23 protein-coding genes are annotated in these 26,977 nt (G+C 74.1%); 12 read left to right on the top strand and 11 right to left on the bottom strand.

The genetic code is table 11. The features are described 5' to 3' along the window. Nucleotides 1-28 precede the first annotated feature (28 nt). Nucleotides 29-1,120, bottom strand: coding sequence for an extracellular catalytic domain type 1 short-chain-length polyhydroxyalkanoate depolymerase (locus HDG69_RS00970; RefSeq protein ID WP_171781920.1), 1,092 nt, complete (start codon nucleotides 1,118-1,120; stop codon nucleotides 29-31). Between the two features lie 175 nt (nucleotides 1,121-1,295). On the opposite strand from HDG69_RS00970, the gene HDG69_RS00965 reads away from it, so the two are divergent. From HDG69_RS00965 to HDG69_RS00950, 4 genes are all read left to right on the top strand, one after another. Then, nucleotides 1,296-2,297, top strand: coding sequence for a LuxR C-terminal-related transcriptional regulator (locus tag HDG69_RS00965; protein ID WP_171781919.1), 1,002 nt, complete (start codon nucleotides 1,296-1,298; stop codon nucleotides 2,295-2,297). A 131-nt stretch (nucleotides 2,298-2,428) separates the two neighbouring features. After that, nucleotides 2,429-7,105: a S8 family serine peptidase gene (locus HDG69_RS00960; protein ID WP_171781918.1), complete on the top strand. Its 4,677-nt coding sequence runs from the start codon at nucleotides 2,429-2,431 to the stop codon at nucleotides 7,103-7,105. Nucleotides 7,106-7,137: 32 nt separating this feature from the next. Continuing rightward, on the top strand, nucleotides 7,138-8,049 hold the full coding sequence (locus HDG69_RS00955) for an FAD-dependent oxidoreductase (RefSeq protein ID WP_171781917.1): 912 nt from the start codon (nucleotides 7,138-7,140) through the stop codon (nucleotides 8,047-8,049). Next, the gene (locus tag HDG69_RS00950; protein WP_171781916.1) at nucleotides 8,046-9,029 is read left to right on the top strand and encodes a hypothetical protein; all 984 of its coding nucleotides are present in this window, start codon (nucleotides 8,046-8,048) and stop codon (nucleotides 9,027-9,029) included. Before HDG69_RS00955 ends, HDG69_RS00950 begins: the two co-directional genes overlap by 4 nt. Before the next feature lie 117 nt (nucleotides 9,030-9,146). Here the strand turns inward: HDG69_RS00950 and HDG69_RS00945 are convergent, their stop codons facing one another. Beyond that, nucleotides 9,147-9,572: a hypothetical protein gene (locus tag HDG69_RS00945; RefSeq protein WP_171781915.1), complete on the bottom strand. Its 426-nt coding sequence runs from the start codon at nucleotides 9,570-9,572 to the stop codon at nucleotides 9,147-9,149. A gap of 62 nt (nucleotides 9,573-9,634) precedes the next feature. On the opposite strand from HDG69_RS00945, the gene HDG69_RS00940 reads away from it, so the two are divergent. Beyond that, on the top strand, nucleotides 9,635-10,942 hold the full coding sequence (locus HDG69_RS00940; protein WP_171781914.1) for a hypothetical protein: 1,308 nt from the start codon (nucleotides 9,635-9,637) through the stop codon (nucleotides 10,940-10,942). Here HDG69_RS00940 and HDG69_RS00935 read toward each other — a convergent pair. Further along, nucleotides 10,873-11,631: a MerR family transcriptional regulator gene (locus HDG69_RS00935; protein WP_171781913.1), complete on the bottom strand. Its 759-nt coding sequence runs from the start codon at nucleotides 11,629-11,631 to the stop codon at nucleotides 10,873-10,875. The genes HDG69_RS00940 and HDG69_RS00935 overlap by 70 nt on opposite strands. Nucleotides 11,632-11,741: 110 nt before the next feature. Between HDG69_RS00935 and HDG69_RS00930 the strand changes: the two genes are divergently transcribed. After that, entirely contained in the window at nucleotides 11,742-12,395 is a 654-nt protein-coding gene (locus HDG69_RS00930; RefSeq protein ID WP_171781912.1) for a PepSY domain-containing protein, read from the top strand. Here HDG69_RS00930 and HDG69_RS00925 read toward each other — a convergent pair. From HDG69_RS00925 to HDG69_RS00910, 4 genes are all read right to left on the bottom strand, one after another. After that, complete coding sequence (locus HDG69_RS00925) at nucleotides 12,347-12,826, bottom strand: ribonuclease FAU-1 family protein (protein WP_171781911.1); 480 nt, start codon at nucleotides 12,824-12,826, stop codon at nucleotides 12,347-12,349. The genes HDG69_RS00930 and HDG69_RS00925 overlap by 49 nt on opposite strands. Before the next feature lie 182 nt (nucleotides 12,827-13,008). Next, complete coding sequence (locus tag HDG69_RS00920) at nucleotides 13,009-14,253, bottom strand: serine hydrolase (RefSeq protein WP_171781910.1); 1,245 nt, start codon at nucleotides 14,251-14,253, stop codon at nucleotides 13,009-13,011. A 115-nt stretch (nucleotides 14,254-14,368) separates the two neighbouring features. Next, on the bottom strand, nucleotides 14,369-15,256 hold the full coding sequence (locus HDG69_RS00915) for an oxygenase MpaB family protein (protein WP_171781909.1): 888 nt from the start codon (nucleotides 15,254-15,256) through the stop codon (nucleotides 14,369-14,371). A 52-nt stretch (nucleotides 15,257-15,308) separates the two neighbouring features. Beyond that, entirely contained in the window at nucleotides 15,309-16,211 is a 903-nt protein-coding gene (locus HDG69_RS00910) for a ribokinase (protein ID WP_171781908.1), read from the bottom strand. A 125-nt stretch (nucleotides 16,212-16,336) separates the two neighbouring features. Here HDG69_RS00910 and gad point away from each other — a divergent pair, with 125 nt between their 5' ends. Further along, on the top strand, nucleotides 16,337-17,710 hold the full coding sequence (gad, locus tag HDG69_RS00905; protein ID WP_171781907.1) for a glutamate decarboxylase: 1,374 nt from the start codon (nucleotides 16,337-16,339) through the stop codon (nucleotides 17,708-17,710). Between the two features lie 7 nt (nucleotides 17,711-17,717). Here gad and HDG69_RS00900 read toward each other — a convergent pair whose 3' ends face one another. Next, entirely contained in the window at nucleotides 17,718-18,596 is an 879-nt protein-coding gene (locus HDG69_RS00900) for an alpha/beta fold hydrolase (RefSeq protein ID WP_171781906.1), read from the bottom strand. A gap of 35 nt (nucleotides 18,597-18,631) precedes the next feature. After that, entirely contained in the window at nucleotides 18,632-19,120 is a 489-nt protein-coding gene (locus HDG69_RS00895; protein WP_171781905.1) for a hypothetical protein, read from the bottom strand. 210 nt (nucleotides 19,121-19,330) lie between these two features. On the opposite strand from HDG69_RS00895, the gene HDG69_RS00890 reads away from it, so the two are divergent. From HDG69_RS00890 to HDG69_RS00875, 4 genes are all read left to right on the top strand, one after another. After that, the gene (locus HDG69_RS00890) at nucleotides 19,331-20,011 is read left to right on the top strand and encodes a hypothetical protein (protein WP_171781904.1); all 681 of its coding nucleotides are present in this window, start codon (nucleotides 19,331-19,333) and stop codon (nucleotides 20,009-20,011) included. 75 nt (nucleotides 20,012-20,086) lie between these two features. After that, on the top strand, nucleotides 20,087-20,437 hold the full coding sequence (locus tag HDG69_RS00885; protein ID WP_171781903.1) for a hypothetical protein: 351 nt from the start codon (nucleotides 20,087-20,089) through the stop codon (nucleotides 20,435-20,437). Then, a complete protein-coding gene (locus HDG69_RS00880) occupies nucleotides 20,431-22,554 on the top strand; it encodes a hypothetical protein (protein ID WP_171781902.1) in 2,124 nt (707 codons plus the stop codon). Before HDG69_RS00885 ends, HDG69_RS00880 begins: the two co-directional genes overlap by 7 nt. After that, the gene (locus tag HDG69_RS00875; RefSeq protein ID WP_171781901.1) at nucleotides 22,551-23,357 is read left to right on the top strand and encodes a hypothetical protein; all 807 of its coding nucleotides are present in this window, start codon (nucleotides 22,551-22,553) and stop codon (nucleotides 23,355-23,357) included. Before HDG69_RS00880 ends, HDG69_RS00875 begins: the two co-directional genes overlap by 4 nt. Nucleotides 23,358-23,360: 3 nt before the next feature. Here HDG69_RS00875 and HDG69_RS00870 read toward each other — a convergent pair whose 3' ends face one another. Then, nucleotides 23,361-24,383, bottom strand: coding sequence for a 1-aminocyclopropane-1-carboxylate deaminase (locus tag HDG69_RS00870; RefSeq protein WP_171781900.1), 1,023 nt, complete (start codon nucleotides 24,381-24,383; stop codon nucleotides 23,361-23,363). A 366-nt stretch (nucleotides 24,384-24,749) separates the two neighbouring features. Here HDG69_RS00870 and HDG69_RS00865 point away from each other — a divergent pair, with 366 nt between their 5' ends. Then, on the top strand, nucleotides 24,750-26,000 hold the full coding sequence (locus HDG69_RS00865; protein WP_343036193.1) for a histidine kinase: 1,251 nt from the start codon (nucleotides 24,750-24,752) through the stop codon (nucleotides 25,998-26,000). A gap of 102 nt (nucleotides 26,001-26,102) precedes the next feature. Here the strand turns inward: HDG69_RS00865 and HDG69_RS00860 are convergent, their stop codons facing one another. Next, nucleotides 26,103-26,945: an alpha/beta fold hydrolase gene (locus tag HDG69_RS00860; RefSeq protein WP_171781899.1), complete on the bottom strand. Its 843-nt coding sequence runs from the start codon at nucleotides 26,943-26,945 to the stop codon at nucleotides 26,103-26,105. Between the last annotated feature and the right edge of the window lie 32 nt (nucleotides 26,946-26,977).

Genomic DNA, 26,977 nt, shown 5'->3' with positions numbered 1-26,977 from the left:
AGGCACGCCCTCTCGACGGCCGTCGGCGTCAGCCTGCAGGTCCCGCACCGGTGCCCGACGCGGCCGCAGCGTCGTGGAGCTGTGCGAACGCCCAGGCGATCTCCGAGGCGTCCGGGCCCGCGACGTCCGTGAAGATCCCCTCGCTCTGGGGGTTCGACCAGGCGTGCGCCAGCTCGGCCGCGAAGACGTACTCGATGAGGGTCGCGCCCGCGGGCGTCCGGAACGTCGTCTGCTCGTAGCCGTACCGCTGGCCTGTCGGCTCGTGCACGACGGTCTCGGCGACGAGACCCAGGCTGTCGTTGAGCGACCCGTCGTCGACGAGGTCGAGCACCGCGCTCCAGTGCTCCACCAGCCTCTCCCCGACGACCGGCGGCACGACCTCGTCCTGACCGCCCTGCACGATCAACAGGGGAACCGGCCGCGCGCGGTCGCCCATCTGCTCCCACGCCTGACGTGCGGTGGCGGTCGGCGGCGTGGCGTCCGGGTCGTCCGGGTCGACCTGGTTCAGGCCGTACTCGCCCCCGGCGACCGAGGTGACGGTCGCGAAGACGTCCGGGTAGGTCGCGCCGAGGATCACCGCGGTGCCGGCGCCCGAGGAGGCGCCCGCGACATGGACACGATCAGCGTCGGCACCGTAGTTCTCGACGACCTCGCGTGCCACGCCGGCCAGGAGCGCCGGCTCGCCCGCTCCGCGGACCTGGTTCTGCGGGTCCGCGGAGTTCCAGCAGTTGATGCTGCTCTGGAAGGGGCGCTGGGTGGGGTAGACGACGATGAACCCCTCCCGGTCTGCGAGGGTGTTGAACTGCGTCGACGCCTTCATCGAGTTCCAGCCGAACCCGGTCATGCCGCAGCCGTGCACCGCCATCATCACCGGCAGCGCCGTGGACCCGTCGTGCTGCGGGGGGAGGTGGACCTGGTAGTGCTGGCGGGCGCCGTCCGCGGACACGTGGACGTGGTGATGATCACCCTCGCCCTTCCACCAGGGCAGCCCGAACTGGAACACGAGCGTGAGGACGACGGCAGCGATCGCGAGGAACGCCGTGGCACCGCCGAGGATCCACGGCCACCTGCGCCGGCGCTTCACGGGCCGCTCAGCAGTCTCGGGTGCGGGAACAGTCATGGTGGCGCTCCGTTCGGCAGTGGTGCTCGACCCGATCCAAGGGTGTGTGCCGACCACACGGTCAACTCGGCCGGAACGTGGTGACCGCCCCGGCGAACTCACGGCTCATCGCGCGGCAGATCGTCAGAGTACTGTTCGCGATGCCTCGTGACTGCTCGACGTGGAGGTCTGCTCCGTGCTGGATCCTGACGTGCCTCAGCTCGACTCGGCCTTCGACGTCGTGGGGCTCGACACGACGGCGCAGCTCGCCTACCGCTACGTGCTGTCGAAGGGGACGGTCCGGCCCGTCGATGTCGCGAACGACCTCGCTCATGGGGGCGAGGACAGCCTGCTGACGCTCGAACGTCTGCGTGCCGCGGGCCTGGTCAGTCGGTCGCGGACGGGAGACCAGTACACCGCGGTCGACCCGCGGACGGCAGTGCGGACGCTGGCAGACCGGACGGCGTCGCGCCTGGACAGGGTCCGTTCGGCGATCCCCCAGCTCGCCGAGGTGTACGAGCAGGCCGAGAGCGCTCCGGTGCCGACGGCGAAGGTGCGTGTGGTGCAGGGGGCGGCGCCCGTCGGGGCCTGGTACACGCGCCTCCAGCACGAGGTGACCGGCGAGTTCCTTCAGTTCGACCGCCCTCCCTACGTGTTGGCCGAGGAGAACCCTGTGGAGCCTCACGTGCTGGCGCGCGGCGTCGTGTGGCGCGTCGTCTATGCCACCGAAGCACTCGAACGGCCCGGCGCCTGGACCGAGATGCGGCACGCCATGGCCCAGGGCGAGCGCGCCCGCATCGCCCGGACCGTGCCCACCAAGCTCGCCATCGCCGACCGCCGTATCGCCCTGGTCAGCCCCACGCTCGACCCCCGGCGTCCGACGGCCCTGGTGATCGAGGACCGCGCGCTCGTCGACGTGCTGTGCACCGCCTTCGAGGCCGTGTGGGACGAGGCCGTCGAGATCCCGGCGACGTCCGACGATCTCGACGACGCCGCGCCACCCCGTCGCGGTCCGACCCGCGACGACCTCGTGTTCCTCGCCCTGCTCGCCTCGGGAGCGAAGGACGAGACCATCGCGCGAGAGCTCGGCATCGCCGACCGCACCCTGCGGCGCCGCACCTCCGACCTCCTCCGGCGGCTGGGAGCGAGCAGCAGGTTCCAGGCGGGCGTGCAGGCCTCCCGGCGGGGCTGGATCTGACGGCGTCCCCCGCGTCGGGACCGGGTCTCCGATGACGGCCGTGTAAACGTTCGTGGCCGGTGTCGGCCAGTGGCCGGTATCGGCGCTCTGGGGCGTTGCGGCGCCAGAATCCGGCGGATAGACACCTCCCCATGCACCTTCAGCCTCCTCTGCGACGCGCGGTCGCACTCCTGACCGGCGCGTTCGTCGCGACCGCCATGATCGTCCCCCCGGCCGCCGCCGCCGACGACGAGGGTGACGACGTCCGCGTCATCATCGAGTTCGACGGCCCCAGCGCAGGTGAGCTGATCGGGCCCGAGGACATGGCCACCGCACGTGCGTCGGAGCCGGGCGCGCGGAGCGCGTTCGCCTCCGACTACGAGGACGCCGTCACAGCCGTCGCGGACGCGCAGGAGGCTGTCCTCGCGCGGCTCGACGGCGCGGGCATCACGCTCGCCGAGTCGACGTCGGTCACCGGTCTTCTCGACGCCCTGGTCACGACCGTGGACGTCGCAGATCTCGAGGGCCTGCGCGCGACGCCCGGTGTGGCACGTGTCACCGAGGAGGCACCCGTGCAGCTTCTCGGTGAGACGAGCATCCCGAGCACGAACGCGCCGCGGGTGTGGGAACGCACCGACGGCGCCGGCCTCCCGGTGAAGGGCAGCGGTGCGACGGTCGCCGTCATCGACACCGGCATCGACTACACGCTGCCCGACCTCGGCGGCGGGTTCGGCCCGGGCCATCGCGTCGTCGACGGGTACGACTTCGTCAACGACGACGCGGACCCGATGGACGATCACTCGCACGGCACGCACGTCGCCGGGATCGTCGGCGCAGGCGGGTCGCACCTCACCGGGATGGCTCCGGAGGTGACGCTGACCGCATGGAAGGCGCTGGACGCGAGAGGCGGCGGCACCACCGCAGGCCTGCTCCTCGCGCTGGAGGCCGCGACGGACCCCCTCGGGGACCACCCCGCCGACGTCGTCAACATGAGCCTGGGCACCGCCGGGGACGGCACGGACCCCATCGGCCGAGCATCGACGGCCGCCGCCCAGCAGGGCGTCGTGGTCGTGGCCGCGGCGGGCAACAGCGGACCGGGCGACCAGAGCGTCAGCTCACCGGCGGCGGCGGAGGGCGTGCTCGCCGTCGGCGCCGGTATCACCGGTGTGATCGACCCGACGCTGAGCCTGGTCCGGCCGAAGGGCAAGGACGCCCCGAAGGACGTGCAGGGCGAGGCCGCGTCGAAGCACGTCCCGCTGGACGTCGAGCGCTTCCCGCTGTCGGCGAACCCTCCCCAGCGGGATCTCACCGCGCGTCTGGTCGACGTCGGCCAGGGCCTCAGCGACGAGGACTACGCACAGGCGGGGGACGTCCGCGGTGCGATCGTCGTCATGGAGAGCCGGAACGCCTCCTCGCTGGAGCAGGTGCAGGACTGGCACCTGGTGCAGGCCGAGCTCGCCGAGAAGCACGGCGCCGTCGGTGCGCTGCTGTACGAGCCGAGCCCGACCGACCCTCGCTCCGACCCCGTCGACGGGCCGATGCCCGGTCCGGTCCGGATCCTGCGAGCCGACGGGTACGACCTGCGCCGCGCGAGCCTGGTCATGATGAGCATCTCCTCCGCGCAGTACCAGACGGTCAAGGAGCAGGTGCTCGCCGGTCGGGCCACGGGGAAGGTCGGCTCGACGGACCGCACGGACGAGATCGCGTCGTTCAGCTCGCGAGGCCCGAGCGACGCGACGACCCTCAAGCCGGAGATCGTCGCACCGGGCTTCGAGATCATGTCGAGCATCCCGGCATCGTTCGGCGTCGAGGGCGACCAGTACCGGATGTCGGGCACGTCGATGGCCGCACCGCACGTGGCAGGGGCGGCCGCCCTCCTCGTGCAGGCGCACCCGCGACAGAGCGGTCCGCGGCTGCGTTCCGCCCTGATCGGGAGTGCTCGAGAGCTGGGCTCTCGTGACCGCGACGCCTCGCCCTCCGTGCAGGGAGCGGGAACCCTCGACGTCGCCGCCGCGGTCGGACAGAAGGTCACGGCGTCGCCGGACGCGGTGTCGCTGGGACTGGCCGACATGGGCTCCGACCCGGCGCGGACCCGCACGATCGTGCTGCACAACGCGGGTTCGCAGGCCGTGCGGGTGAAGCTCGCCGTGGAGGCTTCCGCGCACAGCGCGGGTGAGGTCTCCCTGTCCGCACGGAGCGTGCGGATCCCGGCAGGCAGGGACGCGTCGGTCGAGCTGACCGTCACCCCCACGGTGGGTGCCGTCGATGCCGAGACCTCCGGCGTCGTCGTCGGCACCGTGTCCGACGGGTCCACCGTGCGTGTTCCGTACGCGTCGTACGTGCGCCCGCTGCAGGTGCAGACCTCCCCGACGATCGCCACCGGGGAGACCTCGGTGTTCGTGCACGCACCGATGGCTCCCGAGTCGACCCCGACCGTGCATGCCACGGCACCCTCGGGAGAGCGGTACACCACGGCGCTGACCGCCATCGGCGCGAACCCGGGCTGGTACCGGGGAGAGCTTCCGTTGGACGAGGCGGGCGTCCATACGATCGACGCCCGGGCGACGATCGCCGGGCGGACGGTGACAGGAACCGGCAGCGTGCAGGCCGAGGGCGCCGAGCAGCCGGGGGCGTGGGAGCACGTGGGCCTCTCCGGGACGGGCCGAGAGCTGGCCACGTCGCCCACGGCGCCAGGGACGGGACTCGCGGTCGCCTCGATCGGCGCGCACCCGTTCGTCACGAAGGACTACGGCGTCACCTGGGACCGGGTGCGCAGCGTGCCCGTCGCGGACGGGGTGGCCATCCCCGCAGCCGACACTCAGGTCCCCGGCGGGTTCTTCCTGGCGCTCAACGGCTCGGCGGGCGCGATCGTGCTCGACCCCAGCTACCAGGGGCGCCTCGTGCACACGCCCGACGCGGGTGCGACGTGGACCGTGCTGCCGTTCCCCGACGTCGCGATCCAGGACCTCGTCGCCGACGGAGACGCGCTCGCGGCCCTCAGCAGCGACGGTCTTCGCCTGAGCCAGGACGGCGGGCAGGACTGGCGGCACGTCGCGTCCTCGTGGACGGGTCAGCCCGCGGGCGTCGCCTTCGCCGGTGACGCGTTCCTGATCGCGACGGACGACGGCGTCTACCGGATCGCCGATGCACGCTCAGGGGGGCGCGAGGTCGTCCAGACCTACGCACCGGAGCTGTGGAACGAGTACCCGGCAGGACTCGTCGCCGACGGTTCCTCCGCCATGATGGTCCGCGGCGACGGCATCGTCCTGGCTTCGACCGACGGCGGCCTGACCTGGGCCGAGAGCGGAGACGTCGGTCAGGGCCACACCACCGCCATGGAGATCGCCGACGGCACGGTCTACATCGCCGGCCTGTCGTCCTACAGCACCTCCGACGACAACGGCTCGACGTGGCGGACGCACGACCTACCAGTCCTCGGCCCCCTCCCCGTCGACGTCGACCACTGGCCGGGGCGCCCCTCGGGCGAGATCGTGATGGCGATGGAGCAGGCCGGGTTCTACGCGACCACGGACGGGGACGAGTGGACGAAGATCGGGGTCTCCGGGACCGACGTCCACGGTGTCGATGTCGGCGTCGACGCCGAGGGGGAGCCGTTGCTGCGCGTCGTGGATGCCGAAGGGCTGCACGAGCGCTCCCTCGCCGAGATCGATCCCGGCGACCACGACTGGGGCTCCATCGGCGCGGAGGGGATCATCGGACGCGGACTCACCGAGGTGGCCCAGTCGCCGCTCGGCGACCGGGACGTGTGGGCGGCCGGTTCGACGGCGCAGGGGCAGGCGCGCCTCGTCGTCGGAGGTGCCGACGAGGGCGATGCCGGGCTGCGCGAGATCGGCCCGACCGGCGGCTGGGCGCCGACAGCACTGGCACTCAGCCCGCATGCCGAGCGCACGGTCGCCGTCGGGTACACCTCCCAGGTCGACACCGGCCTCATGGTGTCGACCGACGGCTTCACCACCTGGACGAGCTACGCGCACGAGGTGCGCATCCAGGACATCGCCGTGGACCCGGTGCGGAAGGATCGCCTGTGGCTGGCGACGTCGTCGGGGCTCTACCGCTCCGACGACCTCGGGAGGACGATCACGCGACTGACCGAGGACTACGCGCTCTCGGTGCGGGTCGGTCCAGAGGGGCGTCACGTCGTCGTGGGAGAGCAGCCCGGCGCCCGCGTCAGCACGGACGGCGGGAAGTCGTTCACGGAGGGCGAGGGCCTCGAGGCAGCCGCCGTCACGTCGATCGAGGCCGCCACCGTGCCGGACGGTCCCGCGGCGGGGACGGAGCTGCTCGTCGCCGGTGCCGGCGGCTGGCGCCCGCACGGCCTCGCCGCGAACGGCGCAGGCGTGTTCGTCTCCCTCGACGAAGGAGCCACCTGGGCCCCGGCCTCGGCCGGTCTCTCCGCGATGTCGGTGCGCTCCCTGGCCGCCGACGGGCGATGGCTGTACGCGGGGACGGACCAGGGCGGGGTGCACCGCACGCCGATCGCGGCGCTCGTGGCCGCGGGCTCGCTCGTCGAGACCTCGACGCACGTCACCGTGCCGAAGACCGTCAAGCGTGGGGAGCGGCCGGAGGTGCGTGTGACGGTCAAGGCCTCCGACGCGGAGCCGAGCGGCTCGGTGACCATCACGGTCGTGCACGAGAAGGACCATCGCCCGCAGACCCGCACGGTGGACCTGCGCGACGGCCAGGCAGAGGTGCGCCTGCGGCCGGTCACGCGCACCGGCGAGCACGTGGTGACCGCGACCTACGAGCCGGACGGAGGGTTCGCCTCCTCGGAGGCCACGGCGCGCTTCGTGGCAGAGCCGAGACGGTGATCGCTGTCGCCGACCGTGCCAGAATCCGGGACGTGGACGTGATCGTCGTCGGTGCCGGTGTGATGGGTCTGACGTGCGCGCTCCGGCTGCTGGAGGCCGGGCACCGCGTCGAGGTCCTCGCCCGGGACCTGCCGCAGGAGACCACGTCGACGGTCGCCGCGGCCCTCTGGTACCCGTACCTCGCCCTCCCCCAGGACCGGGTCACCGCGTGGTCGGCCCGGTCCTTCGAGGCCTTCGCCGGCCTCGCCGCGTCGCGGCCCGAGTCGGGCGTGCGGATGCGGCCCGGCACCGAGGTCTTCGCCGAGAACCCGCCCGACCCGTGGTGGCGCGACGCGGTGCCGCACCTGGCACGCACGGCCGACGTGTCGCCGTCGTACACCGCGGGCTGGACCTTCACCGCACCGGTGGTCGACATGCCCCACTACCTCGGCTGGCTCGCCGACCGGGTGGCGGCGCTGGGCGGCACCCTCACGCGGCGCACGGTGGCCACGCTCGACGCCCTGCCCGACGGCGGGACCGTCGTCAACACCACCGGCCTCGGCGCCCGGGAGCTGATCGGCGACGACACCGTGCGTCCCGTGCGCGGCCAGGTCGTCGTGCTGGAGCAGTGGGGCCTGGACCGCTGGTGGCTGGACGCCAGCGGCCCGACGTACGTGGTCCCCCGCCGGGGCGAGGTGGTGGTGGGCGGCACGGACGACGACGGCGCGTGGGGACGCGACGCGTCGCCGGCCACGGCCGCGGACATCCTGGAGCGCGCCGCCCGGCTCGTGCCCGCGGTGCGGGACGCACGCGTGCTGCGACACGCCGTCGGGCTGCGTCCGGCGCGGCCGACGGTGCGGGTCGGACGGGAGGGGCACGTGGTGCACTGCTACGGCCACGGCGGCGCCGGCGTGACCCTGAGCTGGGGGTGCGCCGACGAGGTGGCCGGACTGGTGGCCTCGTGACCCGCCTGGTGCTCCTGCACGGCCGCGACACCGCGGGCCAGGACGCCGCGTCCCTCAAGTCCGCCTGGCTGGCCGCCCTCGACCAGGGGTTCCGTGCGGCCGGCTCACCGGTGCGGGTGACCGGCGACGACGCCACCCTCGTCTTCTACGCCGACACCCTCGGCGCCCTGGTCGGCGGCGTCGACGGGGTCGTCGACGAGCCGGGGCCGCCGCCCGTGGAGAGGTACCGTCTCACCGACGTGCCCGACGGCGCGCTCGGCCTCGCCCTGCGGCTCGCGCGGGAGGTGCTCGCCGGAGCCGGGGTGCCGCCCGACGCCACCGCCGCCACCGCCCCCTCCACCGAGGAGCGGACGGACGTCGTCCCCTCGGACCTGACCGACGCGCTCGTCCGCGCCCTGGCCGCGGCGCTGGCCGCGGTCGACCGGTTCGTGCCCGGCCTCAGCGGCGCCGTCGTGCTGCTGCTCGCCCGCGACGTCCACGCCTACCTGCACGTGCCCGCGGTGCGGGCGGCGATCGACGAGGGCGTGGCCGCGGCGCTCCCGACCGACGAGCCCGCCGTCGTCGTCGCACACTCGCTCGGCGCGGTCGTCGCCTACGAGGTGCTGCGCTCCGCGGACGAGCGGTGGCAGGTCCCGCTGCTGTGCACGGTGGGGTCCCCGCTGGCGCTGCGCGCCGTGCGCGAGATGCTGGCGGTCCCGCTCACCTGGCCCGCCGCCGCAGGGTGGGTGGACGTGCGCGACCCGCGGGACCTCCTCGCGCTGCACGACCTGACGCCCACGACCTTCCCGCTGCCCGGGGAGCGGCAGGTGCGGGCCGTGCACGTCGAGAACCCCGCACCGTGGCGTCACGCCGCAGCGGTCCAGGGTGTCGACGGCACCTGGACCGGGTACCTGGCGACGCCCGGGCTCGGCGCCGTGGTGGCCGACGCCTGGGGCGGCCCCGCACTGACGTGCGACGAAGGACCGCCCGTACCGCCGTGACGGCGTCGTCGCGCGTCCTGCTCGCCGGACTCATGCAGCTCCCCCTGCTGGTCCTGCTGATCCTTCCCGGCATCCTCACCGTCACCGTCGTGGTGCCGTTCGCGTGAGGCCCTGGTGCTACCGGGGCGACCCGTCCCACCCGGGCATCAACCGCCCCAGGGCGACGTCGAGGTCGATGGAGTCCCCGTCCTTGCCCCCCGCGCCGAGCACGAGCGGGGGCCGTTTCGGCTCCGGGCGCACGCCACGCAGCCGGTCGAGCAGGCTCAGCGGAGCGGTGAGCACGTAGAAGTCACCGTCCGTCGACACCGCTGCCGTCCGGTCGGTCCGGAGGTACCAGCCGCGCAGCGACGTGCGGGCCGTCCCCCGGCCGCCGTACCCCTTGACCTGGAGCGGCTCGGGCTCGAGACCGGCGGTCCGCGCGGCCCGGACGAAGTCGGCGAGCATCGCCTCGGCGCGACGGTGCTCGGCGTCCTGCCGGGCGGCCAGCCGAGCGGCGTGCTCCCGAGCCGCCTCGGTGCGCTGCTGGGCCCAGTTCTCGCTCACCCGGCCAGTCTCACACGCCGCGCACCGCCCGCCGTCCGCGGCCGGGCGGCGATGATGGGGGGATGAGTGCACCGACGACGTCCGACGACGAAGCGATCACGGTGGGCTGGCGTACCGGCCGAGCTGCGGGCCGCTCGCTCGCCCCCTGGGTGGTCCCGACGTTCCTGCTGCCCGCGCTCCTCGTCGTCGCGACGAGCGTCGCGACCTGGTCGTGGGGCCTGCGAGGCGACTGGGCCGACTACGCGGCCAGCACCAGCACGCCCTTCACCTACTGGCGCTACGAGGTGTGGGCGTTGACCCTCGCGCTCGCGGCCGGCCCCCTCGTGCTCGTGCTCGGCGCCGTCGTGCTGGTGGTCCGCAGACTCCTGCTGCGCGCCGTCGCCCGCGACACCCCGCTCGTGCTGGACCGCACCGGCCTCCACCACCGGCCCGGCCCCGGGGGCAAGACCGAGCTGGTGCGCTGGAAGCAGATCACCTCGGTCCAGGTCGTGCACGACGACGGCCCGCGGCTGGCCGTGCACGTCAAGGACCCGCAGCGGCTGGTCGTCCCGCAGCGCGGCGAGCGCGAAGCGGCCGAGGCCCGTTCCCGCATCGCGCAGCACGGCACGCCGCTGCTCCTCGACCTGACCCGCCTCGCGGTCTCGGCAGAGGAGCTCGTCGAGGCGTTCGGCCGGTTCGGGGTCCGCGCGACCACGGCGGACAGTGGTGCGGGCGAGACCCTGCACGCCGCCCGACCGTGGCACCACACGGTCCGGCGGACGGCGCTCGCCGTCGTCGGGTGGACGCTGCCGGTCGCGGCTTCCCTCGTGCTGGCCGTCCTGCTGACCGCCGTGATCGCCGACCTCGACAGCCTCGTGACGGGCAGCGTCACAGGAGACTGGTTGGTCGCGTTCCTGTGCCTGCTGGTCGTCGGCGTGGGATGGCTGACCCACGGACGGGAGGCCATGCCGCACCACCGGCTGGGGCCTGGCCCGGCCGCGGTGGTCGACGCGTCCGGGTTCCGGGAACGCACCTCCGCCGTCGACGTCGGCCGGGTGCGCTGGGCCGAGGTCCTGGGGCTGCGCCTCGACCAGCAGGACGGTGCCCGGCTCCTCGTGGTCCGGCTGCGCGACCCGCGCGAGGTCGCCGCACGGGCGACGACCTCGGTGCGCCGGATGTACTCCGGCGACGCCGAGGCCGCGGCGCGGGAGCAGCACGAGCGGCACGGGTCACCCGTGGTGATCCGGCTCGACCAGGTCGCGGACCCGGACCGCCTCGTCGAGGCGTTCCAGCAGCACAGCGGCCACCAGGTGGTCGACGCCTACAGCTCCCGCTCGGCGAAGGCGAGCAGCGCGTCGCGGACGAACGCCGCGCCGTCCCCGCCGCCGTAGTTCGCGGCGAACCGCGGGTCGGCGACGTACATCTCGGCGAGCCCGACGACGTAGTCCCGCAGCGGGCCCCCGTCGTCGGCCCGGGGCGTGCCCGGGACCGAGCCCAGCCACTGGACGTGGCGCGCGGCGAGCTCCTGCGCCTCGTGGGACGTCGGGTCGACGTCCCGTCCGGCGGCGTCGACCCAGTCGGCGTTCAGCGCGTCGAGACGCGCCTTCCACTCGGCCTGCCCCTCGGCGCCGAGCCCTCGCCACCAGGCGTCCGACGCCGCGTAGGCGTCGGCGCCCCAGCGAGCGGTCACCTCCTCCTGGTACTGCGTGTGGTCGAACCCGTCGAGCATCTCCTCGGCCATGATCGGCCTCCTCTTCTCCAGTGCGGTCAGTGTCCGTTCCACCGAGGCGATCTGCCGGTCGATCCGGCCGCGCTCGTCCCGCAGCACGTCGAGGTGGCCCCGCAGGGCCGCGGCCTCATCGGTCTGGGCGTCCAGGACGTCGGCGATCTCGGTCAGCGGGAGGCCGACCTCGCGCAGCAGCAGGATGCGCTGCAGACGGCGGATCGCTCCGTCGTCGTAGTGGCGCAGCCCACCGGCTCCCGTGCTCGACGGCGGCAGGAGACCGATCTGGTCGTAGTGACGCAGGGTGCGGCTCGAGACACCGGCGAGGCGGGCGACGTCCTGGATGGAACGGGTCATGTCCACGACGCTAGAGGTTGACGTCGCGTCAAGCGCAAGGGCGGACCTGGATGAGGGACCTCTCATCGTGGGCTCATGCGAGAACAAGGTGATCGACGCAGGATCGAGACATGAGCAACCTCATGCGCCGCACGGCAGCACCGGCCCTCACCCTGACGCTCGCGCTGGCCCTCACGGCCTGCGGCGGCGGGGACGACAACCCTGCCACCCCGGGCGACGACGAGTTCCTGGCCGGCAGCCCCGGGCAGTCGAGCGCTCCCGACGACGACGCCGCCGGCGAGGACGGCACCGGCGAGGACGGCACCGAGACCAGCGACCCCATGGACGACACGGACGACACGGACGGCGGGGCCGAGTCGGGTGACGCCACCGCCGCCGCGCTGCTCGCGATCACCGTGGCGGAGGAGCACGCGGGCGGCACCGCGTACGCCATCGACGACGCCGACGACGACGCCACCTGGGAGGTCGACGTGGCGGTCGAGGACCGGACGGTCGAGGTCGAGGTCGACGCCGTCGGCGCCGTGGTGGGCACCGAGGACGACGACCTCGACAGCGACGACCGGAGCGCCCTCGACGCCGCCGCGATCATGCTCGCGGACGCCGTGGAGCAGGTCATGGCGCAGTCCGACGGCACCTTCGACGACGCCGAGATCGACGAGGACGACGGTCGCTGGTACTGGTCCGTGACGGTGGACGAGCAGGGCGACGACGTGGACTACCGCGTCGACCCGCAGTCCGGCGACATCACCCGCGACGACGACTGAGACGTGCCCAGCCAGGCGACCGACGCCGTCCCGAACGGCTCGGCACGGGACATGACCTCCTGCCCGACCTCACGCCATGCCTCCCACGCCAGCTCCACCCACGCCCGCGGGTAGGACGGACCGCGTTCCAGCAGGTCGTCGGCGTCGAGCAGCCGCACCGTGCCGTCGGCATCCCGCTCGACGTCGACGTCCAGGTCCACGAACGAGCACACAGGGGAAGCGGCCACCACGGTCGTGGCGATGTCCACCCGGACGGAGCCGTCGGTGCGGAACCAGGCGACCCACGGGTCGGCGACGGGCAGGAGCAGGACGCCGCCGTCGTCCGGCACCGAGAACCAGTCGCCCCACACGTCGGCACCGAGCGTCTGCGCCGACCACGTGCGGCGCACGCGCCCGCAGGGCTTGCGCTTCTCGACCCGGACGGTGACCACGGCCCCTCCCCCACGACGTCGGCGGACCTCGGGCCCTCTGTCTCCCGGGCCCGAGGTCCCCCGATCCTCGTGGCACCGCATGGCGTCGACGCGGCTCGCCGGTGACGATCACCCGACACCTGCGTGAACGGGAGGTGGACGGCGCGGCCCTGCGTCGCGCGGGCGTCACCCGCGGCAGACCGTCAGCAGGTCGCGGCCGCCAGGGTGTTCAGCACCGCGGCGGCACCGTCCTGCATCTGGCCCGGCGGGACCGTGTAGTCCCGGCCCGTCAGCCCGTAGGAGAACCGGCGCTCGCCGTCGAGCGACGCCAGCACCATCGACAGCGACCCGATCCCGGCGCCGTCGTGCCCGTAGAGGTGCTCGCCCGGGACGCACGGGTCCGGCAGCCGGTAGATCCCCAGGCCGTAGAAGTCGTCCGAGCGCGGGTCGATCATGTCCGCGACGGTGGCCGGGGCGAGCAGCTCGCCGCCGAGCAGCGCCTCGGTGAACGCGTGCAGGTCGGCCGTGGTGGTCGTCACGGCACCGGCCGCGTCGAAGAAGCTCGGGTGGAAGTGGGGCAACGAGTACGTGCCGGCGCCGAGCTCGCCGGTGTAGGCCGCGCCCGCGAGGTAGGGGCCCCGAGCCCCCGGCTTCTGCGGGTAGTCGGTGTGGCGCATGCCGGCGGGCTTGAAGACCCGCTTCTCCAGCAGGTCGTCGACCTCCTCGCCGGTGACCTCCTCCAGCAGGAGGCGCAGCACGACGTAGCCGGCGTTCGAGTAGTGGAAGTCTGCCCCGGGCTCGAACTCCCGCGCCAGGGCCCGGATCACCGCGAGGTGATCGGCCACCGGGTACACCTGTCCCACGGCCTGCCACTGCTCGTCGAAGTCGTCGGGGTCGGTCAGGCGGCTCTGGAGGAGCGCACCCAGGTGCTCGGGCAGACCCGAACGGTGGGACAGCAGCTGCTCGATGGTCACGTCGACCTCGAGCAGACCGGGCAGCACCTCGTCGACCGTGGTGTCCAGGGACCAGGTGCCGGCCTCGACCTCCTGCAGCACGAGCGTCGCGATCATCGGCTTGGTGATGCTGGACGCCCGGAACCGGTCCTGCGGGCGGGCCGGGGCCGCACGCTCGTGCTCCCGCGCCCCGGCCGACCCCCGCCAGGTCAGGTCCGGGGTCTCGAGGCGGGCCGTCACACCCACCACGGGGCCGGCCACGACCTCGTCGAGCGTGGCGTCGAGGACGGCGCCCCACGCCGGTGCGGCCGGCGCCGTGGCGTCCGTGCGCGGCTGCGCGTCCTGCCGGGCGACGGACAGCGCGTCGACGAGGGCCTCGCGCGACGGCCCGGGCAACGGGCCGTCCGTCGAGGCGTGCGCCGGGGCCGACAGCAGCGGGGTGGCCACGAGGGCGGCGGTGGCGAGGGCGATGGCGGATCGGGTGCGACGTCGCACAGGAGTCTCCTTCGTCGGGAAGCACCATCGTGCCTGTAGTTGCCCCCGGCACGGATCCGTCGCGAGCAGGAGATCTCGGCTCCGTCGGCAGGTGGAGACCGGTGGCAGGCTCGGGTCAGGAGGTCTGCTCGCCCAGGCGGTCGCGGCTGTCCGCCGGGCCCAGTCCCCAGCGGATCGCCCGCACGGCCACGCTTCCCGCCGGACCCCCGCACGCACGGTCGAACCAGGTGCCGAGGCGGAGCTCGTCCCGCGCCCAGACGGGCAGCAGCGACACCGCACCGGCCGCGAGCAACCGGTACGGAGGTCGCACCAGCCACGGCAACGGCGGCTCGCGCAGCAGGAACCGGGCGGTGTCGAGCGCCTCCGCGCCGGCCGTCAGCTCCGGGCGGTACCCCTCCAGCACGTCATGCAGCTCGGCCACCGTCTCCGGCACGACGACGGCCCCGAGCGCTCGCGCGACCCGGCCCGACTGCGCCACGTACTCGTCGGCCTCCGACGCCGTGAGGCGTCGCTCGCCGTAGCGCTGGTGGGCAGCGAGGAACGAGTCCGCCTCGGCGACATGCACCCAGGTCAGCAGGTGCGGGTCGCTCGCACGGTACGGCCGCCCGTCCGGCGCGCGGCCCCGGACCCGCTCGTGCACCGCGCGCACACGGTCGACGATCTCCTGGGCGTCGGCGGCCGGGGCGAACGTCGTCGTGGCCAGGAACGTCGACGTCCTGGCCAGCCGCCCCCACGGGTCGCCGCGGTATCCCGAGTGCCCGGCGACCCCCGCCATGGCGAGCGGGTGCAGCGACTGCAGCAGCAGGGCCCGCAGCCCACCGACGAACGTCGCCGCGTCGGCGTGGACGCGCCGCATCGGGCTCCCCGGGGCGAACCATCGCGGGCCGGGGGTCAGGTGGATGCGGTCCCGAGCGGCGTGCCCGTCCGGACCGGCGACCTTGAGGAACAGGGCGTCGCCGACCCGGGCCCGCAGCCGCTCGACCGGGTGCGCAGCCGTGGCCATGCGGCCAGTATCCCCGATGTCCCCGCCGATGTGCCGTCACCGAGCACCAGGCTCAGACGGGCAGCTCGTCGCCCGCGGTGGGGAACGACGGCTGCGCGCCGTGCGCGGTGACGGAGAACGCCCCGACGCGGACGGCGGTCCGCACGGCGTCCACCAGGGCGTCGCCCTCGGCGAGCCGCCAGGCCAACGCTCCGACGAACGCGTCCCCGGCGCCCGTGGTGTCCACGGCCTGCACCACGGGTGCCGGCACGACGACCGGTGCGCCGTCGTCGTCCAACGCCACGGCGCCCGCCCCACCGAGCGTGAGCACGACCGAGCGGGGTCCGAGGTCGCGCAGCTCGGTGACCACGGCGAAGGGTTCGCCCTCCGGGACCGGGCGCCCGGCCTCCGTGAGCAGCCGCCACGCCTCGCCGGCGTTGACGACCAGCGGGTCGGCGAGCGCCAGCGTCCCGCGCCCGACCGGGACCACGGGGGCCAGGTTGAGCAGCACCCGCCCGGTCGCCGCGCGGGCGGCGGTGTCGGTCCCGGCCACGGGGATCTCGCCCTGGACGACGACGACGGCGGCTCCCGCCACCAGCTCGGTGTGGCGGGCGACGGTGGTGGCGTCGACCGACCCGTTCGCACCGGGGACGACGACGATCGCGTTCTCGCCGTCGTCGTCCACGGACACGAGGGCGACACCCGTGGGCCCCGGCACGGTGGCCAGGGCGGACAGGTCGACCCCGGCGCGGCGCAGGCCGGGGAGCGCGGCGGCGGCGAAGGCGTCGGTGCCCACGGCGCCGACGAGCGCGACGTCGCCGCCGAGGCGGGCCGCGACCACCGCCTGGTTGGCTCCCTTGCCGCCGGGCAGCACGGTCATGCCGTCGGCGAGCACGGTCTCGCCGGGGGCAGGGTGCGCGGGGACGCGCGTGACGAGGTCGGCGTTGACGGAGCCGACGACCACGATCGCGGTCATGCGTCGGGCCACCTCCAGGGAGTCGTGACGGCGGGCTCCCCATGATCCCGCATCCGGCCCCGGTCGCGGGTGGCACCGCGCGGGTGCAAGGTGCACAGGACCCTTCGCACCGATCGGAGCCCAGGATGATCCACGAGCACGACGCCTCCGAGGCGTACGTCGAGCCGGCCTACGCGGGCCGCTTCAGCCGGCGACGGGTGCCGAAGAACCGCCTGCCGGACGAGTCGGCGACCCCGGAGGCGGTCTACCGGTTCATCCACGACGAGCTGCTGCTGGACGGCAGCTCGCGCCTGAACATGGCGACGTTCGTGACGACGTGGATGGAGCCGGAGGCCGACCGGCTGATGGCCGAGACGTTCGACAAGAACATGATCGACAAGGACGAGTACCCGCAGACCGCGGAGATCGAGCGCCGGTGCGTCAACATCGTCGCCGACCTCTTCCATGCCCCGGCCCAGGGCGACGCGGTGGGCGTCTCGACGATCGGGTCCAGCGAGGCCGTCATGCTGGGCGGTCTGGCCATGAAGTGGCGATGGCGTCGCCGTCGCGAGGAGGCCGGCCTCGACGGGACGCGCCCGAACCTCGTGCTCGGGTCGAACGTGCAGGTGGTCTGGGAGAAGTTCTGCCGCTACTGGGACGTCGAACCACGCTACGTCCCGGTGACCGAGGACCGGTTCGTGGTGGACCCCGACGACGTCGTCGCCCGCCTGGACGAGAACACCATCGGGGTGGTCCCGATCCTGGGGACCACCTACACCGGCGAGTACGAGCCGATCGCGGAGATCCACGACCGCGTGGTCGCCTACAACGCCGAGCACGGCACGGACATCCCGCTGCACGTCGACGCGGCGAGCGGTGGGTTCGTGGCCCCGTTCCTCTACCCGGACCTCGAGTGGGACTTCCGGCTGCCGCAGGTGAGGTCGATCAACGTCTCGGGTCACAAGTACGGCCTGACGTACCCGGGTGTCGGGTTCGTGGTCTGGCGCGGGGCCGACGACCTGCCCGACGACCTCGTCTTCCACGTGAACTACCTCGGCGGCGACATGCCGACGTTCACGCTGAACTTCTCCCGCCCCGGCAACCAGGTGATCGCCCAGTACTACAACTTCGTCCGGCTGGGACGCGACGGGTACACCAAGATCATGGAGCGGCTGCGCGAGACCGCCATGCACATGTCGGCCCAGCTCGGCGCGATGGGCCCGTTCGACGTCGTGGCGGACGGGTCCGCCATCCCGGTCGTCGCGTTCCGGCTGCGCGACCCGGACGGACCGTTCACCGTGTTCCACCTCTCGGACGAGCTGCGCCGGTCCGGCTGGCAGGTCCCGGCCTACACGATGCCCGCCGACGCCGAGAAGGTGGCCGTCCTGCGCATCGTCGTCCGCGAGGCGTTCACGCTGGACCTCGCCGCGTCGTTGCTCGAGGACGTCCGCACCGCGGTGGAGCGCCTGCGCGCCGACCCGCCGCGCCGACCGGCGTCCGGCGGCTTCAGCCACACCTGAGCGGGTCTCAGCAGGCCAGCACGTCGCGCAGCCGCGCCCAGAACGCCGCCGGGTCGTTGTCCGGGTTCCACTCGGTCCTCGCGAAGCCGCCGTGGTCGCCGGGGAACACCACGGGCTGGGTGCCGAGCGCCCGCGCCAGCGCGGCGGCACCCCGGCTGGCGAGCGCGCCGGGCGGCGACGACGCGCCGACGGCGGGCAGCACCCGCAGGGCGCCGTCGTGCAGCAGTGCCCGCAGCGTGGTCACGGGCGGCTCCCACAGCGGCATCGTGGCCAGCGACCTGCCGAGCATGAGGTCGTCGCGGCGGCCGTCGTCCTCGGTCGGCAGGCCGAGCTGTGCCGGGTCGGGGTCCGGCTGGGCCAGGAACTCCTCCGTGAGGGGCTCCGTGGCGAAGACCAGCCGGAGGAACTTCGCCATCGCCGGGCCGAACCCCGACGACTCGTACGTCGCGACGATGTCGGCCTGGGCGCGCACCGCGACGTCCCGGTCCTCCAGCAGCGCGGTCAGCGGCGGCTCGTGCGCGACGAGGCACCGCACGTCACCGGGGTGGGCCGCCGCCCAGGCGAGCGCGGTGACCGCACCCCCCGAGGACCCGAGGACGTCGTACGGTCCGGCGCCGACCGCACCGGCGACCGCGTGCAGGTCGTCGGCGTGGTCCTCGACGCGCACACCGCCGTCGTCGTCCAGCGTGGAGCGGGCCGTGCCGCGCGGGTCGTAGGTGACCACGGTCCGGTCGCCCGCCTCGGCCACGAGCTGGGAGAAGCCGTCGGCCTCCATCGGGTTGCCGACCACGAACAGGGGCGGGCACCCGCCGTCGGTCGGGGGGACGTGGACGTCGAACGTCAGGACGGAGCCGGGCACGGGCAGGGTTCGGGTGCTGGTCGTCATGCCGGGTAGACGGGGCGGCGCGCCCGAACTCATCGCTACTCGTCGTCGGGCGAGCCTTCCCAGTCCTCGTCGTCGTCGATGGTGAAGGACCCGCCGAAGTGCACCGCGTCAGGGTCGACGCCGAGCCCCTCGGCGATCTGGCGGCGCATGTTCTCCGCCATGGTCACCCCCTTGGAGGTGTCGCGCATCGAGCGGTAGGTGCCGGCGTCGACGCCGAACTTCGACCGGGTCCACGCGTCGAACGCCTGCTCGTACGCGGCGCTGGGTGCCTCCAGGACGTACTCGGCGATCTCCGTCAGCGGGAAGTGGCGGGTCCGGCGCGGGGCGTCGCCGTCCGCCGCGAGCGTCACGGCGAGCACGCCGTCGCCGACCTCGTGGCCCTCCAGCTCGGGCGGCCGGAAGTACTCCCGGCGGACCTCGTGGCCGCGCTTGAGGTGGACCACCAGGATCTCGTCGCTGACCGGCTCGTCCGTCGGGGTCTGCGGGTAGGTACGCGGCTCGGGCCGCACGGTGGTGTCGCTCATCAGTGTCGAGGATGCGCCTTCCTGGGCTCGTTGTCACGGTCGTTCTCCCGTGGCGCAACGCGGCACGGCCGACCACCGTCTCAGATTTCCACAGGTCTGCCTGTCCGCACGACGACGGCGGGCTCTCCGGGGGCAGGGTGGCGGCCGTCCGTCACCGACCCGGGGCCCGGCCACGACCCGGCCAGGGCCCGGACGACACCTGGAGACCTCATGCCCTCAGCGCCCTCGACACCTGTCGACCCGCCGGTTCCGCCCGGTCCGCCGCCCGTCCGGCCCGCCCCTCCCCGACGTCGCTTCACCTCCCCCGAGCTCGTCGACCTGACCACGGCCTGGCAGCTCGAGGAGCGCCTCGCCACGGCTCCCACGGCGGCTCATCTCTGGTGCGACGGCCGGCACGGCTGGTTGCTCCGCGCGGGCCTGGACCGGGTGCTCGAGCCGGCGCTGCTGCCCGACTCGACGGGCGCGGCCTCGTTCTACCGGTTCGTCGACCTCGACGCCACGGTCGCCGCCGGTCTGCTGGACCGTGTGCCCGCGGAGGACCTCGCCACCGAGCGGCAGAACGACGGGCCGACCCTGGGCACCGTGCTGCGCGCCGTCGTCGCGCACCCGGACCGCCTCCGCGCCCACGGGTACGTGGTGGGTCCGGGACGGTGCGACGAGCGACTGACCGTCGAAGGGGTGCTGGTGCGCGGCGACCACGAGTTCACGGTGGGGCCCCGCCACGGCCCGGGGTGCCAGGGCGACGAGCTCTTCCGGTATGCCGTCGGCCTCGGGGTGGACGACGCCGACGTGCCGCCGCACGAGGTCTCGCGATGGTGGGGGTGGGGACTGGCGGGGCGTGAGGTCCCCGGGGCGGACGACGACCACTGGTACCGCCTGTGGTGGGACTGACACGGCCCCACGGTTGTCCACAGCCTGGGGACGGCGGCGGCGTGAGGCGCGGTCGCGTCGCTAGCGTGCGTGGCCATGCCCCGTCTCGATCTCGATCCCTCGGACCTCGCGGCGCTCGCGGCACAGCTCCGCGACACCTCGGACCTGCTCGCCGGCGCGACCGCCCTGCCCGTGGACACCCGCTCCGCCGCGAGCGCCACGGGCGAGCCCGTCCTCGCGGACGCTCTCGCCGCCCTCGTCGAGGCATGGCTGCCGGCGCACCGGACGCTGGTCGCGACCCTGGAGATCCTCTCGCGCCGCCTGACGCAGGCTGCCGCCACCTTCGAGGCGGCGGAGACGGTGACGGCGACGGGCCTGTCGCGGGCGTTCACCGGGACGGGAGAGGTGCCTGCGGTGGTGAGCACCGGAGCGGACGCGGCGTGCTGACGCACGACGTGGAGTACCTGCCGCTGACCGGCTCCCCCGGTGGGCTCGCCGACCTGTCGGCGACGGCAGCCCGCGCCGCCGGGGCCCTCGCCGAGACCTCCAGCGGGCTGGCACGGGTGGCACGACACCTGGAGGGGCACGTGTCCGGCGCGGTCGACGGGGCCCGGCGGCTCCTCGCCGAGCTCCGGGCGGAGACCGAGCTGTGCGCCGACGTGCTCGCCGAGACGTCGCGCGCCCTGGCCGAGCGATCGGCCTGCCTGGCGGGCGAGCAGCAGGACGCCCACCGGGCGATCCTGGCCCGGGACGAGGCACACGTCCGGGTGGCACGGGCAGCGGACGACGAGGCGGACGCGCGGCGTGTCGCTCTCGACCCCTTCGACCCCCGGCACCCCTCCTGGAGCCAGCTGGCCTGGCAGGCGCGGTTGGCCGGCGCGACGGCGCGCAGCGACGTGACCGCCGCCGAGTCCCGGTGGCGCGCCGCGCGGGACGCCAAGGTGACCGGCTCCCGCAGCACGGCGCCGCGACTGGCCGGGCTCGCCCACGTGCGGGCCGTGCGGCTCGCGACGAGCGCCGGCACCACGCCCCCGGCGTTCACGACCTCGTGGCGAAGCGGGGTGGACCTGTCCGGTCTCGTCCGGGCCGTGGCCCCCGGCCTGGACCGCGAGGCGCGTTCCGCCGCGCGCGACGAGCTCCTGGCCGCCGTCGTGGCGGCGGGTGACGACCCCGTCCTGTGGACGGCGTTCTGGGAGTCGACCACGCCGGCCGAGCTCTACGCGGCGATCGGGGTCACCCCGGTCGACGACGACGCCGCCCTCGCGCTCGCCGACGGGCTCGCCGCCTGGGCGGAGAGCGCCACGCCGAGTGCCCTCCGAGACCTCGGCCACTCCCTGGTCGACGACCTGCCCGGGTCGTTCGTCGAGCTCGGCGACCGGGCGGGGCTGGCCGCGACGCTGCTGGCACCGATGCTGCCGGCCGGGGTCCACGTCGGGGCGGCCGACGCGCTGGTCGAACGCCGGCAGCGGCAGGGGGACGACGCCGACCTGCTCGCCACGGGCGCCGTGTCGGTCGCGGTCGCCGACGGGCTCGCCGCGCGTCCGCAGGCCGCGCTGGACCACCTCGCCCCGTCGGACGAGGAGATCCCCGCGATGGTGGACCACTGGTTCGGCACCGCCCCGACCGACGGCTGGCCCGACGGCGGCGCCGCCGTCACGGGCCTGCTCGCGGCCGCGGTCGCTGCGGGCACCGGGAGCGACGACGTCGACCAGCAGAGCCGGTCCGCGCTGCTCGTCTCGACCGCGACCCGAGAGCTCGTCACCGACCACGGCCTGCTGGCCGGCCCGTACCCCGTCTCGGACGAGGCCGGCCGGAACGTCGCCGACGCCTACGCGCCGTACCTGGTCTCGGCCGGTGACACCGTCCACCAGCAGCTCCACGACATGCCGCAGCCCGAGCCGGGGGTGGCGGGCAGGCCCCAGCTCGCCGAGGGGACCGGGGTGTACGCCCCGGTCGTCCAGCCGCTCCTGGACGCCTTCGCGTTCCGCGACGTGGTCGCCGCGACGTCGAGCACGGAGACGGCGTCGGGCCACTGGGTGGAGCGGGTCGACAGGTACCTGGACGACGCCGTGGCCGAGGTCGTGGCTCCCGGGCGTGGTCTCGCCGACGCCGAGGCGCTCACCGCGGGGGCCACCCGGGACGCCGCGGCGGTCCTGGGGTCGATCACGTCCGGGACGATCGTCGCCGCTCGCGCGGACCAGGAGGCCACCGCGAGGACCGCCGGCTGGTTCTCCTCCGGCCTCAGCCTCGCGACCACCAGGTCACCGTCGGGGGCGTCGCTGGCCGCGACCGGTGTGAGCACCCTCCTGCCTCCGCTCCTGCCCGACGGCGTCGAGGCCGCCCGCGGGGAGGTGCTCCGGACCGAGCCGGAGCTGCGGGCCTGGGTGACCGGGCGTTTCGGCGAGGCGGTGCGCGACCAGCTCGCCGCCCAGGGGTTCTCCGCCGAGGAGGTCGACCGTGCGACGGAACGGCTCGACCCCGACTCGAAGACCCTGCGGGACACCTTCGGCAACACCTTCGCGATCAACGCCGACCTACGCCGAGAGCTGGGAGACCTGACATGACGATCATCGCGAGACGACGCCGCGGCTGGCGCGGCGGCGTCGTCGTGCCCGTCGGCACACTGCTCCTGTTCGCCCTCGTGGTCGGCTCGCTGACCTGGGGGGAACCGATCCAACGGGCGTTGCGCGAGAGGTGGCAACCCGGCCCCTGGGCCCTGACGGAGTCCGACCTGCCTGCCGGGGCCGAACGGCTGCCCGTGGAGCCCGAGTGGGTCTCGACCGTCCCGCCGCACGAGCCGGCGCCCTGGCGCCTGCCGGGTCTGCGCTACCTCCACAGCCCTGACCTGGTCCGCCGCTGGATGCCCGTCACGGGGACCCCGGGGGTCACCGCCGTCTCCGGTGTGCGGCACGGCTCGGTGTCGGTCTACACCAGCGTGATCGCGCACGCGTCGTGGTACCCGGCGTCGCACCCCGTCGGCGACGTCTACGCCGGGTCGCTCACGGAGCGCACCTGGCCGGAGGGGGTGATGGAGCAGGCCGCCGACGCGGGGGTCACGCTGAGCTCCCCGCAGCGGATCGGCGAGCACGCCCTCGACGACGGGGACGACCTGGCACCCGGCTGGGACGACTACACCGAGCGCGCCGAGGACGAGAAGGGCTACGCGGGCTTCACCGGGATCGAGACCGATCCGTCGACCGGTGCCCGGCAGCGCGTCACCGTCGCGATGACGGCGGTGTCCGGGGCGGTCGTCCTCGTGGCGACCCTCGCCCCGGCGCACGCCGACGTGCCCGCGGAGCTGGAGATCGACGCGCTCGTCGACCGGGTCGCGACGAAGATCGAGGCCGCTCCTCCGCAGCGCCACTGACCATCAGTGGTAGCGACCGCTGTACGCGTTGAGAGCAGGCTGCCCGCCCAGGTGCGCGTACAGGACGTTCGAGTCGCGAGGGATGTCGCCGCGGCGGACGAGGTCGATCAGCCCGGCCATGGACTTGCCCTCGTAGACCGGGTCGAGGATGACGCCCTCGAGCCTGCCGACCAGGTGCATCGCCTCGTCGGTGGACTCCACGGGGATGCCGTACTCGTCGCCCGCCCAGCCCTCGAGCACCGTGATCTCGTCGTCGCGCAGATCGCGTCCCACCCCGATCGCCTCGGCCGTGCGGCGCGCGATCCGCGCGACCTGGTCCCGGGTCTCGGTGATCTTCGCCGATGCGTCGATGCCCAGGACGCGTCGCGGCCGGCCACCGAAGTTCTCCACCAGGTCCGCGAACCCGGCGATCATCCCGGCCTGGGTCGACCCGGTCACCGCGCACACGACGATCGTGTCGAAGAAGACGCCCAGCTCACGCTCCTGCTCTGCGACCTCGTGGGCCCAGCGGGCGAAGCCGAGGCCACCCAGCGGGTGGTCGGACGCCCCGGCCGGGATGGCGTAGGGCGTCCCGCCGCCGGCCTCGACGTCGGCGATCGCCTCACGCCACGAGTCCTTGAACCCGATGCCGAAGCCTGCCGGGGAGAGCCGGACGTCGGCGCCCATCAGCCGCGACAGCATGATGTTGCCGACCCGGTCGTTGACGGCGTCCGGCCAGTCCACCCAGTGCTCCTGCACGAGCACCGCCCGCATCCCCAGGTGTGCCGCGACGGCGGCCACCTGGCGCGTGTGGTTGGACTGCACCCCGCCGATCGAGACCAGCGTGTCCGCGCCCTGGGCCAGCGCCTCCGGCACGAGGTACTCCAGCTTGCGGACCTTGTTGCCGCCGTAGGCGAGGCCGCTGGAGACGTCCTCGCGCTTCATCCACAGGCGGGCGCCACCGAGGTGGTCGCTCAGCCGGTCCACGGGGTGGATCGGGCTGGGGCCGAAGGTCAACGGGTGCCGGGGGAAGTCTGCGAGCGCCATCCGGCGATTGTTCACCGACTCTGTCTCGCGCACGTCACGGCGCGCGGTGGTCCGGCGCATCGGACGTGCTGGTGCGTGTCGTGCCACTCGTCGGTGCCAGGGCCTCAGCCGCGGGACCGGTGAGGCTGGGCACGCCGTGATGGTCCCAGGCCGTGCCTGCCACCACCCAGCCGCTGTGGGTGCACGAGCTCCCAGCGGATCCGCTCCGGGAGCGTGGTGGGTCGCCGTCTACCACGGTCGCGTCCGGACCTGCTCGCCCACATCGGCCCCGAGGCGTCAGCTCGACCCTGAGCGTCCCTGGGCGGTCACGGACGCAGCGCACCGCGAGCAGAGCGAGCCGCGCCCGCGCGACCTACCCTGGGCCTCGTGCCCAGGCTCTCCCCCGCGGTCGACGACGTCGCTGGTGTCCGCACCACGACGCCGTCCCCGTGGGTGGCCGACGTCCTGCTCGCCCTGGCCATGACGCTGGTGCTCGCCGTCGTCGTCGCGGCCGATGCCGCGGGGACCCTCGGCGCCGGAGCCGCGACCGGTCACGGTCCGGGCGCGTACCTCTTCGCCGCCGGCGTCGGCGCCCTGGTGCTGCTCCGGCGTCGCGCGCCGGTGCTGATGCTGGTGGCGACCGTGCTGGCGATCTTCGCGTACCACCTGCTCGGCCACGCGCCGATCGGCATGGCGCTGCCGGCCGTGGCGGCGCTCTACTTCGCGGCCGAGCTGGGCCGCATGCGCTGGGCCGTCGGTGCCGGCACCGTGCTGATCGTGGTGGGCACGTCCATCCGGGTGACGGACGACGACCCGTCGGCCGCGCTGACGGTCGACGACCTGGTCACCAACGTCGCGCTCGTGGCGGCCGCGGTCGCGCTCGGGACGGCGGTGCGCCTCACGCGGGCGGCGCGGCGGCACACCGAGGAGGTGCGCGCGCTGACGGAGGCGGAGCGGTCGCGAGCCGCGGACCAGCGCCTGCAGCACGAACGGATGCGCATCGCTCGGGACCTGCACGACGTCGTCGGGCACAACCTGTCCATCGTCGCCCTGCACACCGGTGTCGCCACCGAGGCGGTGGGGCGTGACGACGACGCCGCGCGCACGGCGTTGCGGCACGTGCGCGAGGCGACCTCGGGGACGCTGCACGAGCTGCGCGCGACGGTCCGGGTGCTGCGGCGCCCGCTGCACCCCACCGGCCTCCCCGACCCGGAGACGCCGGGCGCCCACCACCGTGACGTCCTGCCCGCGGCGACCGGGCCGGCGGGCCTGGCCGCGCTCGTGGAGCCGGTGCGCGCGAGCGGGGTGCAGGTCTCGACGCGGGTCGAGGTGCCGGCGGGGTCGATCGACGCCACGGTGGACGCCGCGGCCTACCGGATCGTGCAGGAGTCGTTGACGAACGTGCTGCGGCACTCGCGGGCCCGGGCGGCGCTCGTGCGACTCTCCGTGGCGGACGGCCGGCTGCGCATCACGGTGTCCGACGACGGCACGGGGGCGGGAGCCCCGCTGCCGGCGGGTGCGGGGATCGCGGGGATGTCCGAGCGTGCCGCCCTGCTGGGGGGCACCCTGACCGCGGGGGCCGGTCCGGACGGCGGGTTCCGGGTGGTGGCCGAGCTGCCCACGCGCCTGGAGGGCTGAGCGCGGCGTCCCGGCCCGGCGGTGACCGCCACCGTCATGCGGGCCGTCGTGTCGGGGCTGGTGCGTCCCGGCGGCTGAGCAGCCCCCGGGACGCACCCCGGCTCAGGCCCGGACGAAGCGGAGCAGGGCCTCGTTCACCTCGGCGGCGTGGGTCCACAGCAGGCCGTGCGGGGCACCGTCGATCTCGACGTACTCGGCCTCCGGGAAGGCCTCGTGGAAGGGCCGACCCGTCGCGTCGACCGGCAGGATCCGGTCGGCGGTGCCGTGCAGGATCAGCGACGGCTTGCCGGCGGCGCGGACCGCCTTCACGTCCTCGCGGAAGTCCTCGATCCAGGCCGGGACGACGGCGTAGGCGGCGACGGGTGCGCTGCCCGTCGCGGTGTTCCAGCTCGCGGTGACGACCTCCTGGCTGATGCGCGAGCCGAGCGTCTCGTCGAGGTTGTAGAAGTCCTGGTAGAACTGCGTGAACCAGGCGTACCGGTCGCTGCGGGCGGCGTCGGCGATGCCGTCGAAGACGGACTGCGGGACACCACCCGGGTTGTCGCCGGTCTCGACGAGGAACGGCTCGAGCGCGGCGAGGAAGGCGAGCTTGGCGACTCGCTCGTGACCGTGACGGGTGACGTAGCGGGCCAGCTCGCCGGTGCCCATGGAGAAGCCGACGAGAATGACGTCCCGCAGGTCGAGCGTCTCGAGGACGGCGTCGAGGTCCGCCGCGAAGGTGTCGTAGTCGTAGCCGGAGCCGACCTTGCTGGACCGGCCGAAGCCGCGGCGGTCATAGGTGATGACGCGGTAGCCCGCGTCGACGAGCTCGCGGGTCTGCAGCTCCCAGCTGTTGCCGTCGAGCGGGTAGCCGTGGATGAGGACGACGGGCTGCCCGCTGCCGTGGTCCTCGTAGTAGATCTCGATGTCGGTGGTGTTCTCGCGCCCGACGTTGACGTAGCCCATGATCCACACCTTTCGATGATGGGAGAACGATC

It is taken from the genome of Isoptericola halotolerans (assembly GCF_013149785.1).
GTDB lineage: Bacteria > Actinomycetota > Actinomycetes > Actinomycetales > Cellulomonadaceae > Isoptericola > Isoptericola halotolerans.
The sequence above is the reverse complement of the archived record's forward strand: the minus strand, read 5'-3'. Positions and strand labels throughout refer to the sequence as shown.

Coding starts and splice junctions, on each gene's coding strand:
- HDG69_RS00970 (WP_171781920.1), bottom strand. CDS start 1,120: ATGACTGTTCCCGCACCCGAGACTGCTGAGCGGCCCGTGAAGCGCCGG.
- HDG69_RS00960 (WP_171781918.1), top strand. CDS start 2,429: ATGCACCTTCAGCCTCCTCTGCGACGCGCGGTCGCACTCCTGACCGGC.
- HDG69_RS00940 (WP_171781914.1), top strand. CDS start 9,635: ATGAGTGCACCGACGACGTCCGACGACGAAGCGATCACGGTGGGCTGG.
- HDG69_RS00935 (WP_171781913.1), bottom strand. CDS start 11,631: ATGACCCGTTCCATCCAGGACGTCGCCCGCCTCGCCGGTGTCTCGAGC.
- HDG69_RS00930 (WP_171781912.1), top strand. CDS start 11,742: ATGAGCAACCTCATGCGCCGCACGGCAGCACCGGCCCTCACCCTGACG.
- HDG69_RS00915 (WP_171781909.1), bottom strand. CDS start 15,256: ATGGCCACGGCTGCGCACCCGGTCGAGCGGCTGCGGGCCCGGGTCGGC.
- HDG69_RS00910 (WP_171781908.1), bottom strand. CDS start 16,211: ATGACCGCGATCGTGGTCGTCGGCTCCGTCAACGCCGACCTCGTCACG.
- gad (WP_171781907.1), top strand. CDS start 16,337: ATGATCCACGAGCACGACGCCTCCGAGGCGTACGTCGAGCCGGCCTAC.
- HDG69_RS00900 (WP_171781906.1), bottom strand. CDS start 18,596: ATGACGACCAGCACCCGAACCCTGCCCGTGCCCGGCTCCGTCCTGACG.
- HDG69_RS00895 (WP_171781905.1), bottom strand. CDS start 19,120: ATGAGCGACACCACCGTGCGGCCCGAGCCGCGTACCTACCCGCAGACC.
- HDG69_RS00890 (WP_171781904.1), top strand. CDS start 19,331: ATGCCCTCAGCGCCCTCGACACCTGTCGACCCGCCGGTTCCGCCCGGT.
- HDG69_RS00885 (WP_171781903.1), top strand. CDS start 20,087: ATGCCCCGTCTCGATCTCGATCCCTCGGACCTCGCGGCGCTCGCGGCA.
- HDG69_RS00875 (WP_171781901.1), top strand. CDS start 22,551: ATGACGATCATCGCGAGACGACGCCGCGGCTGGCGCGGCGGCGTCGTC.
- HDG69_RS00870 (WP_171781900.1), bottom strand. CDS start 24,383: ATGGCGCTCGCAGACTTCCCCCGGCACCCGTTGACCTTCGGCCCCAGC.
- HDG69_RS00860 (WP_171781899.1), bottom strand. CDS start 26,945: ATGGGCTACGTCAACGTCGGGCGCGAGAACACCACCGACATCGAGATC.